We start from the raw sequence: 13,908 nt of genomic DNA, 5'->3' as shown, positions 1-13,908 counted from the left end.
AAGCCCCGCCGAGATCGCCGTCTCGATCATGGCCCAGATCACCGAGGTGCTTCGCAAATGATCTTCGGCGAAATGCAGGTGGCCGAGGCGCAAGGCGCGATCCTCGCCCATTCGGTGAAAACGGGCGGTGCGAGCTTCAAGAAAGGCCGCGTCCTCTCCGCCGCCGATGTCGCCGCGCTGGCTGCGGCAGGCATCGAGCGCATCGTCGCCGTTCGCCTTGAAGCCGGAGACGTGCCCGAAGACCAGGCCGCCGCCGAACTTGCCACCGCATTGGGCGGCTCCGGCCTCCGCGTCGCAGAGCCCTTCACCGGCCGTGCCAATCTCTTTGCCGAAACCGATGGCGTCCTCGTTTATGACGCCGCCCGCCTCGATGCGATCAACCTCATCGACGAGGCGCTCACCTTCGCCGCCGTCAGCCCATACGAAACCGTCACCGCGCGGCAGATGATCGGCACCGTCAAGATCATCCCCTTTGCCGCGCCCCGCGCCGCGCTCGACGCCGCCGTCGCGCTCGCCCGCGAAGGCGGCCCGCTTCTCACAATCCGCCCGTTCCAGCCCCGCACCGTCGGCCTCGTCGCCACGCGCCTTGCGGGCACCAAGGAAAGCGTCCTCGATAAAACCCATGCCGTGCTCAGCGCGCGCCTCGCCGCCATGGGCAGCCGCATCGGCAAGGAGGTGCGCTGCGCCCATGACGATGCGGAAGTCGCCAAGGCCGTCGCCGGTCTTCTCGCCGAAGGCTTCTCTCCCGTCCTCGTTTTCGGCGCATCCGCCATCACCGACCGGCGCGACGTGATCCCCGCTGGCATCGTCGCGGCAGGCGGCGAGATCGTTCACTTCGGCATGCCCGTCGATCCCGGCAATCTGATGTTGCTCGCGCGCAAGGGCGATACGCCCGTCATCGGCCTTCCCGGTTGCGCGCGCTCGCCCGCACTGAACGGTTTCGACCGTGTGCTGTCGCGCCTCCTTGCGGGTATCGAGGTCACGCGCAGCGACATCATGCGCATGGGGTCCGGCGGGCTTCTGAAGGAAATCGCCACACGGCCGCAGCCGCGTGACGGTTCGCGCCCGTCGAAATCCGATGTGGCAAAGCCCGCCGCGCCGCGCATCGCCGCCCTCGTGCTTGCCGCCGGAAAATCAAGCCGCATGGGCCCGACGAACAAGCTCACCGCCGAGGTGGATGGCGTGGCCATGGTCGCCCGCGCCGTCGAGGCCGCCTTCAAGAGCGGCGCCTCGCCCGTCATCGTCGTCACCGGGCATCAGGACAATCAGGTTCGCGACGCGCTCAAAAGCCGCGACGTGCAATTCGTCCACAATCCCGATTACGCCGACGGGCTCTCCACCTCGCTGCGCGCAGGCGCCCGCGCGCTCCCCGCCGATATCGACGCCGCCGTCATCTGCCTTGGCGACATGCCGGACGTCACCGCCGCCCATATCGGCCGCCTGGTCGCGGCTTTCGACCCCGATGAAGGCCGCACCATCTGTGTGCCGACATTTGCCGGAAAACGCGGCAATCCCGTTCTCTGGGGCGCGAGCTTTTTTGCCGAGCTGCAAACGCTGAAAGGCGATACGGGCGCAAAGCATCTCATCGGCGAACATGCCGACGCAGTCTGCGAAGTGCCCATGCCAGACGATGCGAGCCTGCGCGATATCGACACTCCAGAGGAACTGGCAAGGCGGCGCGGTGATTAACCATGTCCGGAAAGCGGTCGCCGTATGCGCCAGCCTGCGAATTTCCCCAGAAAAAACCGGCACAAATCAGCCATTTTGGGAACACTGACTGTTTCCACTTGCTATTTGCCAGATATCGTTCACTTATAAAGCGTCAATTCGTTTCGGTTCGGCATGCTCTCTACGCTCTCAAGATCGAGCGCCGGGCTATCCCTACTCTTAGTGAAGTTTGACGCATCGTGCGATGTCGCACGATGAGACCTCTATATTAAGGAGACACCATGTCCAACAAGGGCGCGGTAAAGTGGTTCAACAGCCAAAAGGGCTTCGGCTTCATTCAGCCGGACAACGGCGGCAACGATGTGTTCGTTCACATCTCCGCAGTTGAGCGTGCGGGCCTCTCGAACCTCAATGAAGGTCAGAAGCTCTCCTACGAGCTCGTCACGGAAAAAGGCAAGACCTCCGCAGCGAACCTCCAGCTTCTTTGAGCTGAAGTGTTAGCGCGGGACTTGAGGATCTGATCCAAAAGTCACGTTGCCTATTCTGAGTTAAACCCGGCCGGAGCAATCCGCGCCGGGTTTTTCTTTGTTCATTTGCGCGCGCCGCTCACCGCGTTACAGGAAAAGTTGTGTACGGAGAAAGCCGCCGCTAGATTGGCCGCGTAATTTCTCCGGCTGGCGCTCATGCGGCTGGAGTTCCGGGGGGAAGCCTTATGAGCGATAGTTTGTTCTGGAGCGCCGTCTTTGCCGCCGCATGTTTTGGCGGGATCGTGGCTCTCCTGCTGTTGCAACAATCGGCCGCGCTCGACGCCGTGCGCAAAGCCGGGTCGCGCGTTCAAAGCCAGATAGACGACTTCATCGCGCAGGCGACCCAATCAGCCAAGGCGCTTGAGGAACTGACCTCGTCACTTGCCAGGAACGACGAACAGCGCAGCGCGCTTCAAAGCGAGCTTCACGGCAAGGAAGCAGTAATTTCGCATCTCGCCGGATTTGAAGCCAATCACATGGGTCTTGAAGCCCGCCTTGCGGAGATGAAGCAGGTCTGGCTCGATCATCCGACAGACAACACCACAGACAATGAAGCGGATTGCCAGCGCGTCCTGCTGAACAATCTATGGGTACTTTCGCCCGACTACATCGTCGACGCTTCGAGCTTTCGCGAGAAGCAACTGGCGAGCATTTTCGAAGAGTATTTTCCCGAGCAGGCGGCGAACGGCTGGAATCCCCGTGAGTGGCAGGTTCGTGTTCCGGGCAATCACAGACCGGACCTCAGCGGCCCAGCCAAAACCTATGGCGCCTTCGGTTCACTGCCTGAAGACATTTTCCTGATCATCGAGCTGAAGTCATCGGGCAAGGCGCTCGCATGGCATCACATCGAGCAAGTCCACGGCTACGCATTTTCATTGATGCAGAATGTCGGCGAGCGGCTTCGCAACAGCCGCATCGAATGTCTCGTCATCGGCAAGGAGTGTCCCGGCGATCTGAACGACGCGCATCTGCGCTGGGGCTCAGAGCCGCATCATGCCATCCGCATCGTTCCGCTGACCTATAGGCAGCTATACGAGCGCGCGTGCCAGATGACGAAAACATTCAGGGAAATGGCGTTTAAAGATAGCGAAGCGGCAATAGCAGCGCCTCTTGGTGAGGCTCAGGCGGCTTAGCGAATTATTCGGGTTGAACGGGCGCAGCACGGGGCTGGCTTTTCTTCATTTTCGCGCCGGGGCCGCGGCTGTCCTGCGCGCCTCTATAGCCTTCCGCCCATCGCGTATGGGCTTCGCCTTCGGCATAGGGATTGCTCGCGCCCTCGGGGTCGTCGCTCCCGCTCCGCTTGGCCGCATTCCATCCGGCAGCATAGGCGCGGCTCAGTTCGAAAGCTGAAATCTCAGTCATATTATATCCTCCGTCAGAGCAACTACATATATGGGTATGCAGATGTCAAAATACAACATCTCTGACGCGCCGGGTTTTTGACTCGATTTCAGAGCTTGAAAGCCGCACCGCTCCGTGGACTGATCGTCAGCATGTCTCCGTCGCGCACAACCTCGCCCGTCCATATATCGATTGCATGCGCGCCTTGCGGCAGAACATATTTTGCTTCCTCGCGGCTCAGATTGAAAACGCAAAGCAGGCGTTCACCTTCACCCTCGCGCGTGAAAGCCAGAATCTGATCGCCTTCCACTTCGACGAATTTAATTTCGCCACGCGCCAGCGCCGGGTGTCGCTTGCGCACTTTTATGATGTGCTTTGCGTGCACGAGAACCGATGCGCCGTCGCCTTCCTGCAGGTTGACTGCGCGCGTCCTGTGATAGTCCGGGATCGGCAACCAGGCATCGCCTGACGTGAAACCCGCTTCATGCGCCTCACTCTTCCATGGCATCGGCGTGCGGCATCCGTCGCGACCTTTTCCGAACGGAAAATAGAGATCGCCCACGGGGTCCTGAATCCACTTCCGCTCCAGATCGACATCCGGCAGGCCCAGCTCCTCACCCTGATACATGAGCACAGTGCCTTTGAGCGTCAGCAGCAGCGTCAGCGCGAGCTTTGCCAGCGCATCGTCACCCTGCCCGCCTCCCCAGCGCGTCACGGGGCGCACAATGTCGTGATTGGAAAAAGTCACGCAGGGCCAGAGATGTTCGAGCGGCATCAGCAGCTCTTCGTAATATTTTCGGAAGACTTCCGGCTTGAAGCTTCGGTCTTCGAGGAAGTCGAACGTATATCCCGTATGCAGACGATCCATGCCGCCCGCATAGATGCCGAACATTGACGGCTCTTCGGAGAACTCTCCAAATGCCAGCCGCTCGTCATATTCATCCATGACCTTGCGCACGCGCTTCATCGCCCATTCATTGTCGGGCGTGTTCGCATCATAGATATGACGCTGCAGGCGCGGCGCATGGGACCAGTTAGCGGAGGTTCGCCCGGCCATCGGCACGGGCGGATTGTCGCTCAGCTTTTCGTCATGCACATAGGAGTTGGCGACATCGAGGCGGAAGCCGTCCACACCTCGATCGAGCCAGAAGCGCAGCACATCCATGCAGGCATCGACCACCGCCGGATTGTGGAAGTTGAGCTTCGGCTGGCTCTTGAGGAACTTATGAAAATAATACTGCCGTCGCACCGGATGCCACGACCAGGCCGCGCCGCCAAAGGCCGCGAGCCAGTTGTTCGGCGGTATTCCGTCCTCGCGCGCATCCGCCCAGACATACCAGTCCGATTTCGGATTATTGCGGCTGAGCAGGCTTTCCTGAAACCACTTGTGCTGGTCCGAGCTATGACTCAGCACCTGATCGAGAATAACCTTCAGCCCCCGCCCATGCGCTTCCTTCAACAGGCGGTCGAAATCCGCCATGGTCCCCATCTCGGGCGCAATATCGCAATAGTCGGACACGTCATAGCCAAAGTCGCGATTGGGCGAAGGATAGATCGGCGAAAGCCAGATCGCGTCGACGCCAAGCGAAGCCACATAGTCCAGCTTGCGCTCGATGCCCTTCAGGTCGCCGACACCGTCGCCATTCGTGTCGCAAAAGCTACGCGGATAAATTTGATAAACGGTCGCGCCTTGCCACCACGGCGTCTTTTTATCCGAACTCATGTTCTCTCCCGGTGAGGTGTTCAGCACGAATGCTGACACAGAAGAACGAAAAAGTTTAGTTCAGCATGACCAGCGGCGCGAGCGTCGGGCCGATCTCATCGTGAATGACAAGGTCCGCAATCTCGTCAAGTTCCGTCGGCTCGCGATTGAGGATGATCAACCTCGCGCCGTTGCGCTTTGCGACGATCGGAAATCCCGCCGCCGGATAGACCTGCAAGGACGAACCGATCGCAAGGAACAGATCGCAAGCAAGCGTCGCCTCCTCCGCCCGGCGCATCTCCTCCTCCGGCATTGCCTGCCCGAAAGAGATCGTCGCCGATTTCAGAATGCCGTCACAAACGCGGCAGGCAGGCGGCTCGTCGCTCCTCTCGTAAAGCACCCTCACCTCTTCCAGCTCATGGCGCAATCCACAACCGAGGCACTTGGCATAAGTTCCATTGCCATGAAGCTCGATCACCTTCCCCGCCGGCACCCCGGAGTTTTGGTGCAGGTTGTCGATGTTCTGCGTGATGACGTGGGTGACCTTACCGGTATCGACCAGCTTGGCGACCGCCATATGTCCCTTGTTCGGCTCCGCGCCGATCAGGGTCTTGTCGATCTCGAACTTGCGCCTCCACGCCTCCCGGCGCATTTCCGGCGAGCGGAGAAAGTCGTCGAAATTGATCGGGGACATCTTTGTCCAGATACCCCCGGGTGAGCGAAAATCGGGTATCCCCGATTCCGTGCTGATCCCCGCACCCGTAAAGACCACCACTCTCGAGGCTCGCTCAATCTCTCGCTTGAAATCGCTCGCCATCGCTCAATCTCCCACTCGTTTTCACACACTTTGACGTGACCCACCCTTTAGTGAATCATGCCCCGAATCCTAGGAGGCACGTCATGAAATACCTGCATACGATGGTCCGCGTCAGCGATCTGGACAAGTCCCTCGACTTCTTTTGCAACAAGCTCGGCCTGGAAAATCTCGGTCGTTTCGACATCGAAGAAGGCCGCTTCAGCCTCGTTTTCCTCGCCGCCCCCGGCCAGAGCGAAGCCCAAATCGAACTCACACACAACTGGGACCCGGAGGAACTCGGCGAAGGCCGAAATTTCGGCCACCTTGCCTATGAGGTCGAAGATATTTACGCGACATGCGAACGACTGATGGAAGGTGGCGTCACCATAAATCGCCCGCCTCGTGACGGTCGCATGGCCTTCGTGCGCTCGCCCGACAACGTGTCGATTGAACTGCTCCAGAAAGGCGCACCTCTCGCACAAAAAGAGCCTTGGGCCTCCATGGCGAATACTGGTCATTGGTGAGTACGCGGGTGTAGGATTTCATCCATGAAGAAGAAGCTCTCATTGCTCATCGCCTTAATGAGCCTCACTCTTCCGCTTCCTGTTGCGCAAGCAGCAGGATTGACGGTCGGCGACGCATTGTCGACCGGACCCTTCTATGATGGCCCGCCACTATTTGTTGGTAGAGGACCGTTCGATGGCGATCCGCCGAAAGACGGTCGCCCTTGCCATAAGGTCGTGCGCGATGGGCCAACAGGAGATGGGCGCATGGCGCATTGGAGCGCTCAGCAATGTTACGATGGGTTCGGCAACGCATATATTTTGCGCGGCAGCGAACGCATAGACGGTTTTTACTGACGCATGCTCATTTTTCATGAATGCGCGGGAAAGTCCGGTGAGATCATCAACGATCTCACCTCGCCGACAATCGCCGACGACGTAATCTGGATCGATTTGATTGAACCCGGCGCAGAAGAAGTCTCGTATGTCGAGAAGGTAGCCGGCCTATCGCTTCCGACCTTCGACGACCTGACGGAGATCGAAAGTTCAAGCCGTCTTTATACAGAAAATGGCGCACTCTTCATGAGTACGCCTCTGGTCTCCAAGGCCACATCTGGATTTCCGGAAGTGACACCTGTTGGTTTTGTACTAACACGGAAACGGTTGATCACAATCCGCTTCGCAGAACTGAGCGCATTCAAATCATTTCATGATCGCGCTGCAAAGCCCGAAGCCGTACATCAGTCGAGCGCTGGAGTGTTGGTCGGCCTTCTCGATGCCGTTGTCGACCGCATGGCCGACGTTCTCGAAGGCGTCGGCGCCGATCTCGACGCGACATCGAAGCGCGTCTTTCGCGAAAATCTGAAAAAATCGGGTGCCATGCGCGGCGCCAACCGCGAAAACGCGGACATGCGCGCCCTTCTGCGCCGCATCGGTCGCGCGGGCGACCTGGCATCAACCATTCGCGACAGTCTTCTGGGTGTCAGCCGCATGATACCCTACATCACCGGCCTTGCCGATGAGTGGCTACCCGAAGAGGTCAAACCTCATTTGAAGACGCTCAGGCAAGACGCCATGTCGCTCAACGACTATGAGGTCCACCTCACGAACAAGGTTCAGCTTTTGCTCGATGCAACACTTGGGCTCATCAACATCGAACAGAACAATATCTTCAAAGTGCTGACGATCGTGTCCGTTGCGGGCATTCCACCGACACTCATCGCAAGCATGTACGGCATGAATTTTCGACACATGCCGGAACTGGAATGGGCCTGGGGCTATCCGTGGGGACTTGGCCTTATCGCATTGGGCACAATCATTCCACTTGTCTGGTTCAAGATCCGCGGATGGATGTGATCGCCGGAACTACTCAACAGCGACGATTGGTTTCTGGGTCCCGTATACATCTTCCGCGCGATCGATGAAGGCTTGCATCATGCGGGTGAAGGCTTTGGAGAAGACGCCATTCATCAGCTTCTGCAATGTCACGCTGCGAAACTCAAAATCGATGAAGAAATGAATGCGCGAGCCGCCTTCCGCTAACGGCTCAAATCGCCATTTATTAGCCAGATACTTGAACGGCCCTTGCACGTAGTGCACATCGATAACGCACTCCGCCTTATCCAGAACGACGCGGCTGGTAAACTGTTCACGGAAAACCTTATAAGCAACAATGAGGTCGGCTGTCAGGACCTCTTGTTCGCCATCCATCTCGCGTTTTCGAATACGCGCACCGGCGCACCACGGCAAAAAGGTGGGATAGAGATCAATGCTCGCGACGAGCAAAAACATCTCGTCGGCCGTGTAAGGCACATCGCGTGTTTGATGGGCAGCAGTCATGCTTATCGGCTGGCGTGTAGTGCGTTGCGAGCGGCGCGGAGCCGGGCGAAATCTTCATCCGCGTGATAGGAAGAGCGCGTCAACGGGCTCGACGAAACAAGGAGGAAACCCTTCGTCCTCGCAACGACCTCGAAAGACTTGAATTCATCCGGCGTAACGAAACGATCGACCGCCGCGTGCTTGCGCGTCGGCTGGAGATACTGACCTATAGTCAGAAAATCGATGTTGGCCGAACGCATGTCGTCCATCACCTGCAGCACTTCATCGCGCGTCTCTCCGAGGCCGACCATGATCCCCGACTTCGTAAAGATGGTCGGGTCCAGCTCCTTCACGCGCTGAAGTAAACGGACCGAATGAAAATAGCGCGCGCCAGGGCGGATATTCAGATAGAGGCGCGGAACCGTTTCAAGGTTGTGATTGAAAACATCCGGCTTCGCTGCCACAACCTTTTCAAGCGCGCCTTCCTTGCGAAGAAAATCAGGCGTCAATATCTCAATCGTCGTGCCGGGAGAACGGCGACGGATGGCCTGAATGACTTCAACGAAATGTTGCGCGCCCCCATCGGCAAGGTCGTCCCGGTCTACGGACGTTATGACGACGTGCTTCAGTCCGAGTTTCGCTATTGCGGTCGCAACATTTTCCGGCTCATGCGGATCCAGCGCGCGGGGCAGCCCGGTCTTCACATTGCAAAAGGAACAAGCCCGCGTGCAGGTGTCGCCCATGATCATCATGGTCGCGTGTTTCTTCGACCAACATTCACCAATGTTGGGGCAACCCGCTTCTTCGCAGACCGTCACGAGATTGTTTTCGCGAACGATCTGTTTTGTCTCTGCATAAACGGGTGAACCCGGCGCCCTGACCTTGATCCAATCCGGCTTGCGGAGAACAGGCGTGTCGGGTCGGTTGGCTTTTTCAGGATGGCGCGCGCGCGGCTTTACGGGAGCCGCTCCGCCATCTTGCAATGTGTCGATAATCGTCGCCATGAATTGTGTCGCTCGCAGTCGCCCCACTCAGTACATGGATAGACGTTCTGGGCGCTTCAAGCAAATGTCTCTGAATCCTGATTCAGTCCATATGCCGGACAAGCTCTACCTTATGCTGGCTCGGCGAGATCGTACATACCGCCCAGCATTTGATGGCCACCGCTTTCGGCTCGGATCGGTAGATAGCTGGCTTCGAAATTTACATATTCGAGATCGAGACCAAGCAAGCGGCCTCGCAAAAATGCAGGTTTACCGCTCGCAAAGACACGCGCATGAAAGGCAATCTGCTCGGCAGCCATGCCAGCGGCGTAGCATTGCGTAAAGCGACGCCCCATGCACTTCATGCCAAGGCGGCGTTCGTTCTGGGAGCCGACCAGGCGATAGAGCAAGTCTGCGCCATCGTCGACGGGTTCGACAATGAACATGCCGCCCAGAACCTTCTTGAGATCGACGGGATCAACATCGCGACGATGGACGATCCCCTCCGCATCAGCCTTGCTGCGCCAATAGACGAGCAAAGCCTGATTTTTCGGGTGAATAGGTGTGTCTACTTCCGTGACTTGATAGTCGACGGCATTCGCGTCCAGCTGCGGCCCTAGATCAGTCAGCATTTTCACACCTCCTGAAGTACTATCGAGGCAAGACAGTTAAACAATCGCTACCGGTTTTTTTGCCTAGATCCGACGATTTTTCGCCCAGAGATTGAGCGATTCCACACCAATCGAGAACGCGACGGCAAAGTAGAGATAGGCTTTCGGGATGTGAAAATGCATCGCATCGGCGATCAGAGAGACGCCGATAAGGATCAAAAAGCTCAGTGCCAACATTTTCACGGTCGGATGCTCTTCAACGAAATGAGCAATGGGCTCTGCAGCGAAGACCATGACGATGACTGCGGCGACAACGGCAGTCGCCATGATCTCAAAGTGGTCGGACATGCCAACGGCCGTCATCACCGTATCGAGCGAGAAAATAATGTCGATGACCGCAATTTGAAGCACCACCACCCAGAGGGTCGCTTTTAACGCGCCCACTTCCTTCCCATCGTCGTCGCCCTCCACCTCGTGATGGATTTCCAGCGTGGCCTTTGCGAGAAGAAATAGTCCGCCAACGAACAGAATAACATCCCGCCAGGAAAGGCCGAAATCTCCGATCATGATGACAGGATCGTTGAGCGTCACAATCCAGGCGATTGAGGCAAGCAACGCAAGGCGCGTCATCAGCGCCGCGCCGAGGCCTAAGCGACGACCGAGTTTCTGTTTTTCTTTTGGGAGACGGGAGGCAAGGATCGCAAGAAAAATGATGTTATCTACGCCAAGCACAATCTCAAGGACCGTGAGCGTCAATAGACTGGCCCAATTTTCCGGACTGGCGAGAATTTCGATCATTGCGCGCTTTTGTTACATGTGAAGCGCGCGGCCAAAGGCGTCAAGCACGGACTCGTGCATGGTTTCGCTCAAGGTCGGGTGCGGAAAAATCGTGTTGATCAACTCGCCTTCCGTCGTCTCCAGTGATTTGGCAACGGTATAACCCTGGATGAGTTCTGTCACTTCCGCGCCAATCATGTGAGCACCTAGAAGTTCTCCGGTCTTTGCGTCAAAGATTGTTTTTACCAGCCCTTCCGGCTCCCCCAGCGCGATTGCCTTGCCATTGCCGATGAAGGGGAAATGGCCGACCTTCACCTCGCGCCCACCCTCCCTCGCCTTGGCTTCGGTAAGGCCTACGCTCGCGATCTGAGGCATCGAATAGGTGCAACCTGGTACTTTGGTAACGTCCAGCGGGTGAAGACCCTTCACACCCGCAATGCGCTCAGCCGCCAATACACCTTCATGGCTTGCCTTATGCGCAAGCCAAGGGGCGCCGACGAGATCGCCTATTGCATAGATGCCACTCACACCCGTCTCCAACCATTCGTTGACCACGACATGGCCTCTTTCGATTTTTACGCCGACATCTTCGAGTCCCATATTTTCGACGTTGCCGGTGATGCCTACTGCCGAGATAACGCGCTCAACGGTGATTGTTTCCGTTTTTGCATCCTTCATCACGATCGTCGCCGTGACGCTGTCGTTCCCTTTCTCAAGCTTCTCAACTTTGGCGGAAACCAATAGCTTCATGCCCTGCTTCTTGAATGCTTTGGCTGCAAAGGCTGAGATTTCGGCATCCTCGACGGGCAGAATGCGATCCATGACTTCGACGACCGTCACCTCAACCCCGAAGGCACGATAAAAGCTCGCAAATTCGATACCGATTGCGCCTGAGCCGATGACGAGCAGGGATTTGGACATGGCCGCAGGCACCATGGCTTCTCGATAAGTCCAGATGAGTTTTCCGTCAGGCTCGATGCCGGGAAGCGTGCGCGCCCGCGCACCTGTCGCAAGAACAATGTTTTTGGCAGCTATCTCTGTGTGTCCTGACTTCCCATCAACAGAGACGCGCCCCACGCCAGCCAGTTTTGCCGTTCCTTCGTGAACGTGGATCTTGTTTTTCTTCATCAGAAATTTGACGCCAGCAGATAACTGCCCCGCGACCTCGCGGCTTCGCTTTACGATGGCGTCGGCGTCGAATCCTATATTGTCTGCCTTCAGACCAAATTCTTCGAGACGATGCAGCGTCTGATAAATCTCGGCAGAGCGAAGCAGTGCCTTCGTTGGAATGCAGCCCCAGTTCAGACAGATGCCGCCCAATGCCTCGCGCTCGACGATTGCCACTTTGAGGCCAAGCTGTGAGGCGCGGATCGCCGCGACATAGCCCCCGGGGCCCGAGCCGATAACGACAAGATCATAACTGGTTTCAGCCATCTCTTACTTCCTCACAGCAGCATCGACGGCGGATATTCGACAAAGCCCTTGAAGGCATCAAGGAATGTTGCGCCAAGCGCGCCATCAATGGCTCGATGATCGCAAGACATGGTCACGGTCATTACCGTGGCGATTTCGAGCTTACCGTTCTTCACAACCGGCCGCTCTTCTCCCTTGCCGATCGCGAGGATTGCTGCCTGCGGCGGATTGATGACGGCGGTGAACGATTTGATGCCGAACATTCCGAGGTTCGAAATCGAAAAACTTCCGCCCTCGAACTCTTGCGGCTTCAGTTTTTTTATACGGGCACGTTCGGCCAGCGACTTTGCTTCCGCTGAAATTTCCGCAAGTCCCTTGGTTTCGGCATGACGGATAATCGGGGTGATGAGGCCGCCATCAATCGCGACCGCAATGCCAATATCGGCGTGCTTATGCTTCAGCAGTGCCGTTCCAGCGAAACTCACGTTTGCTGCGGGCACCTTCACCAACGCCAATGCTGCGGCGCGGATGATGAAGTCATTAACGGAAAGCTTCACGCCATCGGTCGATTTTGCATTCAAATCCTTGCGGATACGCAGAAGGTCGTCGAGTTCGCAGTCGATGGTGAGATAGAAGTGCGGGATCTCCTGCATCGCCTGAGTCAAGCGACGCGCAATCGTCTTGCGCATACCATCGAGCGGAATTTCGTCGTAACTATCTTTCTCATAAAAGGCGCGCGGATCGATCGCCGAAGCAACGGTAGCAGCGGCTACATCTAGGGTAGCTGCGCGAGGCGTCGCCGCTCCAGGCTTTGCTTTTTCAACATCGGCTAAAATAATGCGCCCGCGTGGACCTGAGCCTTGCACGGTCGCCAGATCAACTCCCTTATTTTTGGCAACACGGCGGGCTAGCGGCGACGCAAAGACACGCTCTGCGCTTGCTGTAGGCTTCGCAACTTCTGCCGGAGCAGCCTTCAGCTCCTTATGGGGCAACGCTTCAGTCCTGGTTTGCAGCGTCGCTTTCTTCTCAGATGACATCACCTTAACAGCGCTTGCGTCCTCACCCTCCTCTACGATGATCGCGATAACCGCGTTGACTTTCACATTCTCCGTACCCTGCGGGACGATGATTTTCGCGATCTTGCCCTCATCGACGGCTTCAACTTCCATCGTCGCCTTATCAGTTTCGATCTCGGCGATAACATCGCCGGAGCGTACATCGTCCCCCTCTTTCACCAGCCATTTGGTGAGCGTCCCCTCTTCCATCGTTGGCGAAAGGGCGGGCATCAGAATGTTTATCGGCATGTCCTGGCCCTCCGCTAGCGGTAGCAGACGGCTTTCACCGCCTCCACCACTTCTTCGGCGCTGGGAAGCGCAAGCTTTTCAAGGTTTGCCGCGTAGGGCATCGGCACGTCTTTTTGCGTCACGCGAAGGATCGGCGCGTCGAGCCAATCGAAAGCCTGTGCCTGCACTTGCGCCGCGATTTCACCGCCGATACCACAAACCGGCCATGTCTCTTCCACAGTCACGAGACGGTTTGTCTTCTTCACAGAGGCAATAATGGTATCAATGTCGAGCGGGCGGAGCGTTCGCAGATCGATAATTTCTACATCAATGCCTTCAGCTTCAAGCATTGCTGCTGCGTCCAGACAGTAGGTCAGTCCGTGGCTGTGCGAAACGAGCGTTACATCCTTACCCTCTTTCAAAACGCGCGCCTTGCCGATGGGCAGGACGTGATCGTCCAACTTGGGCACCTCAAAGGTCTTGCCG

Annotated in this window: 16 protein-coding genes; 6 read left to right on the top strand and 10 right to left on the bottom strand. The window is 57.4% G+C overall.

Annotation, left to right across the window (positions count from 1 at the left end; translation table 11 throughout):
• Window positions 1-57 precede the first annotated feature (57 nt).
• The 3 genes from WA943_RS15225 (at window position 58) to WA943_RS15215 (ending at window position 3,328) form a co-directional block, all read left to right on the top strand.
• Entirely contained in the window at window positions 58-1,689 is a 1,632-nt protein-coding gene (locus WA943_RS15225; RefSeq protein ID WP_424470746.1) for an NTP transferase domain-containing protein, read from the top strand.
• Between the two features lie 260 nt (window positions 1,690-1,949).
• Window positions 1,950-2,156, top strand: coding sequence for a cold-shock protein (locus WA943_RS15220; protein ID WP_152215086.1), 207 nt, complete (start codon window positions 1,950-1,952; stop codon window positions 2,154-2,156).
• A 224-nt stretch (window positions 2,157-2,380) separates the two neighbouring features.
• Window positions 2,381-3,328, top strand: a complete 948-nt coding sequence (locus tag WA943_RS15215) for a hypothetical protein (RefSeq protein WP_424470745.1) — start codon at window positions 2,381-2,383, stop codon at window positions 3,326-3,328.
• A gap of 4 nt (window positions 3,329-3,332) precedes the next feature.
• Here the strand turns inward: WA943_RS15215 and WA943_RS15210 are convergent, their stop codons facing one another.
• From WA943_RS15210 to WA943_RS15200, 3 genes are all read right to left on the bottom strand, one after another.
• The gene (locus WA943_RS15210; RefSeq protein ID WP_424470744.1) at window positions 3,333-3,557 is read right to left on the bottom strand and encodes a hypothetical protein; all 225 of its coding nucleotides are present in this window, start codon (window positions 3,555-3,557) and stop codon (window positions 3,333-3,335) included.
• Between the two features lie 88 nt (window positions 3,558-3,645).
• The gene (locus WA943_RS15205; protein WP_424470743.1) at window positions 3,646-5,259 is read right to left on the bottom strand and encodes an alpha-glucosidase family protein; all 1,614 of its coding nucleotides are present in this window, start codon (window positions 5,257-5,259) and stop codon (window positions 3,646-3,648) included.
• Between the two features lie 55 nt (window positions 5,260-5,314).
• Complete coding sequence (locus tag WA943_RS15200; RefSeq protein WP_424470742.1) at window positions 5,315-6,055, bottom strand: SIR2 family NAD-dependent protein deacylase; 741 nt, start codon at window positions 6,053-6,055, stop codon at window positions 5,315-5,317.
• A gap of 83 nt (window positions 6,056-6,138) precedes the next feature.
• Between WA943_RS15200 and WA943_RS15195 the strand changes: the two genes are divergently transcribed.
• Genes WA943_RS15195 through WA943_RS15185 form a run of 3 tightly spaced genes read left to right on the top strand, consistent with a single transcriptional unit; the run spans window position 6,139 to window position 7,893 of the window.
• On the top strand, window positions 6,139-6,558 hold the full coding sequence (locus WA943_RS15195; RefSeq protein WP_424470741.1) for a VOC family protein: 420 nt from the start codon (window positions 6,139-6,141) through the stop codon (window positions 6,556-6,558).
• 24 nt (window positions 6,559-6,582) lie between these two features.
• Window positions 6,583-6,894 carry a hypothetical protein gene (locus tag WA943_RS15190; RefSeq protein ID WP_424470740.1) on the top strand — a complete coding sequence of 104 codons (312 nt, stop codon included), beginning with the start codon at window positions 6,583-6,585 and terminating at the stop codon, window positions 6,892-6,894.
• A gap of 3 nt (window positions 6,895-6,897) precedes the next feature.
• Window positions 6,898-7,893: a magnesium transporter CorA family protein gene (locus WA943_RS15185; RefSeq protein WP_424470739.1), complete on the top strand. Its 996-nt coding sequence runs from the start codon at window positions 6,898-6,900 to the stop codon at window positions 7,891-7,893.
• Between the two features lie 9 nt (window positions 7,894-7,902).
• Here WA943_RS15185 and WA943_RS15180 read toward each other — a convergent pair whose 3' ends face one another.
• The 7 genes from WA943_RS15180 to WA943_RS15150 form a co-directional block, all read right to left on the bottom strand.
• Complete coding sequence (locus WA943_RS15180; protein ID WP_424470738.1) at window positions 7,903-8,376, bottom strand: type II toxin-antitoxin system RatA family toxin; 474 nt, start codon at window positions 8,374-8,376, stop codon at window positions 7,903-7,905.
• A 2-nt stretch (window positions 8,377-8,378) separates the two neighbouring features.
• On the bottom strand, window positions 8,379-9,359 hold the full coding sequence (gene lipA / locus WA943_RS15175; protein WP_424470737.1) for a lipoyl synthase: 981 nt from the start codon (window positions 9,357-9,359) through the stop codon (window positions 8,379-8,381).
• A gap of 110 nt (window positions 9,360-9,469) precedes the next feature.
• The gene (locus WA943_RS15170; RefSeq protein WP_424470736.1) at window positions 9,470-9,970 is read right to left on the bottom strand and encodes a PAS domain-containing protein; all 501 of its coding nucleotides are present in this window, start codon (window positions 9,968-9,970) and stop codon (window positions 9,470-9,472) included.
• Between the two features lie 63 nt (window positions 9,971-10,033).
• Window positions 10,034-10,747 (bottom strand): TerC family protein, encoded by a 714-nt coding sequence (locus tag WA943_RS15165; protein ID WP_424470735.1) that lies wholly within the window; start codon window positions 10,745-10,747, stop codon window positions 10,034-10,036.
• A gap of 12 nt (window positions 10,748-10,759) precedes the next feature.
• Window positions 10,760-12,160 (bottom strand): dihydrolipoyl dehydrogenase, encoded by a 1,401-nt coding sequence (gene lpdA / locus WA943_RS15160; RefSeq protein ID WP_424470734.1) that lies wholly within the window; start codon window positions 12,158-12,160, stop codon window positions 10,760-10,762.
• A gap of 11 nt (window positions 12,161-12,171) precedes the next feature.
• Window positions 12,172-13,443, bottom strand: a complete 1,272-nt coding sequence (locus tag WA943_RS15155) for a pyruvate dehydrogenase complex dihydrolipoamide acetyltransferase (RefSeq protein WP_424470733.1) — start codon at window positions 13,441-13,443, stop codon at window positions 12,172-12,174.
• Window positions 13,444-13,457: 14 nt separating this feature from the next.
• Window positions 13,458-13,908 (bottom strand): transketolase C-terminal domain-containing protein (locus WA943_RS15150; RefSeq protein WP_424470732.1); only part of this gene is annotated, 451 nt, incomplete at its 5' end.

The organism is Parvibaculum sp., assembly GCF_049651025.1.
GTDB lineage: Bacteria > Pseudomonadota > Alphaproteobacteria > Parvibaculales > Parvibaculaceae > Parvibaculum.
This window is presented reverse-complemented; position numbering and strand designations above follow the sequence as displayed.

What these genes read in the sequence shown, in the direction of transcription:
- WA943_RS15225 (WP_424470746.1), top strand. Translation starts at nt 58, where the DNA reads ATGATCTTCGGCGAAATGCAGGTGGCCGAGGCGCAAGGCGCGATCCTC.
- WA943_RS15220 (WP_152215086.1), top strand. Translation starts at nt 1,950, where the DNA reads ATGTCCAACAAGGGCGCGGTAAAGTGGTTCAACAGCCAAAAGGGCTTC.
- WA943_RS15215 (WP_424470745.1), top strand. Translation starts at nt 2,381, where the DNA reads ATGAGCGATAGTTTGTTCTGGAGCGCCGTCTTTGCCGCCGCATGTTTT.
- WA943_RS15210 (WP_424470744.1), bottom strand. Translation starts at nt 3,557, where the DNA reads ATGACTGAGATTTCAGCTTTCGAACTGAGCCGCGCCTATGCTGCCGGA.
- WA943_RS15205 (WP_424470743.1), bottom strand. Translation starts at nt 5,259, where the DNA reads ATGAGTTCGGATAAAAAGACGCCGTGGTGGCAAGGCGCGACCGTTTAT.
- WA943_RS15200 (WP_424470742.1), bottom strand. Translation starts at nt 6,055, where the DNA reads ATGGCGAGCGATTTCAAGCGAGAGATTGAGCGAGCCTCGAGAGTGGTG.
- WA943_RS15195 (WP_424470741.1), top strand. Translation starts at nt 6,139, where the DNA reads ATGAAATACCTGCATACGATGGTCCGCGTCAGCGATCTGGACAAGTCC.
- WA943_RS15190 (WP_424470740.1), top strand. Translation starts at nt 6,583, where the DNA reads ATGAAGAAGAAGCTCTCATTGCTCATCGCCTTAATGAGCCTCACTCTT.
- WA943_RS15185 (WP_424470739.1), top strand. Translation starts at nt 6,898, where the DNA reads ATGCTCATTTTTCATGAATGCGCGGGAAAGTCCGGTGAGATCATCAAC.
- WA943_RS15180 (WP_424470738.1), bottom strand. Translation starts at nt 8,376, where the DNA reads ATGACTGCTGCCCATCAAACACGCGATGTGCCTTACACGGCCGACGAG.
- lipA (WP_424470737.1), bottom strand. Translation starts at nt 9,359, where the DNA reads ATGGCGACGATTATCGACACATTGCAAGATGGCGGAGCGGCTCCCGTA.
- WA943_RS15170 (WP_424470736.1), bottom strand. Translation starts at nt 9,970, where the DNA reads ATGCTGACTGATCTAGGGCCGCAGCTGGACGCGAATGCCGTCGACTAT.
- WA943_RS15165 (WP_424470735.1), bottom strand. Translation starts at nt 10,747, where the DNA reads ATGATCGAAATTCTCGCCAGTCCGGAAAATTGGGCCAGTCTATTGACG.
- lpdA (WP_424470734.1), bottom strand. Translation starts at nt 12,160, where the DNA reads ATGGCTGAAACCAGTTATGATCTTGTCGTTATCGGCTCGGGCCCCGGG.
- WA943_RS15155 (WP_424470733.1), bottom strand. Translation starts at nt 13,443, where the DNA reads ATGCCGATAAACATTCTGATGCCCGCCCTTTCGCCAACGATGGAAGAG.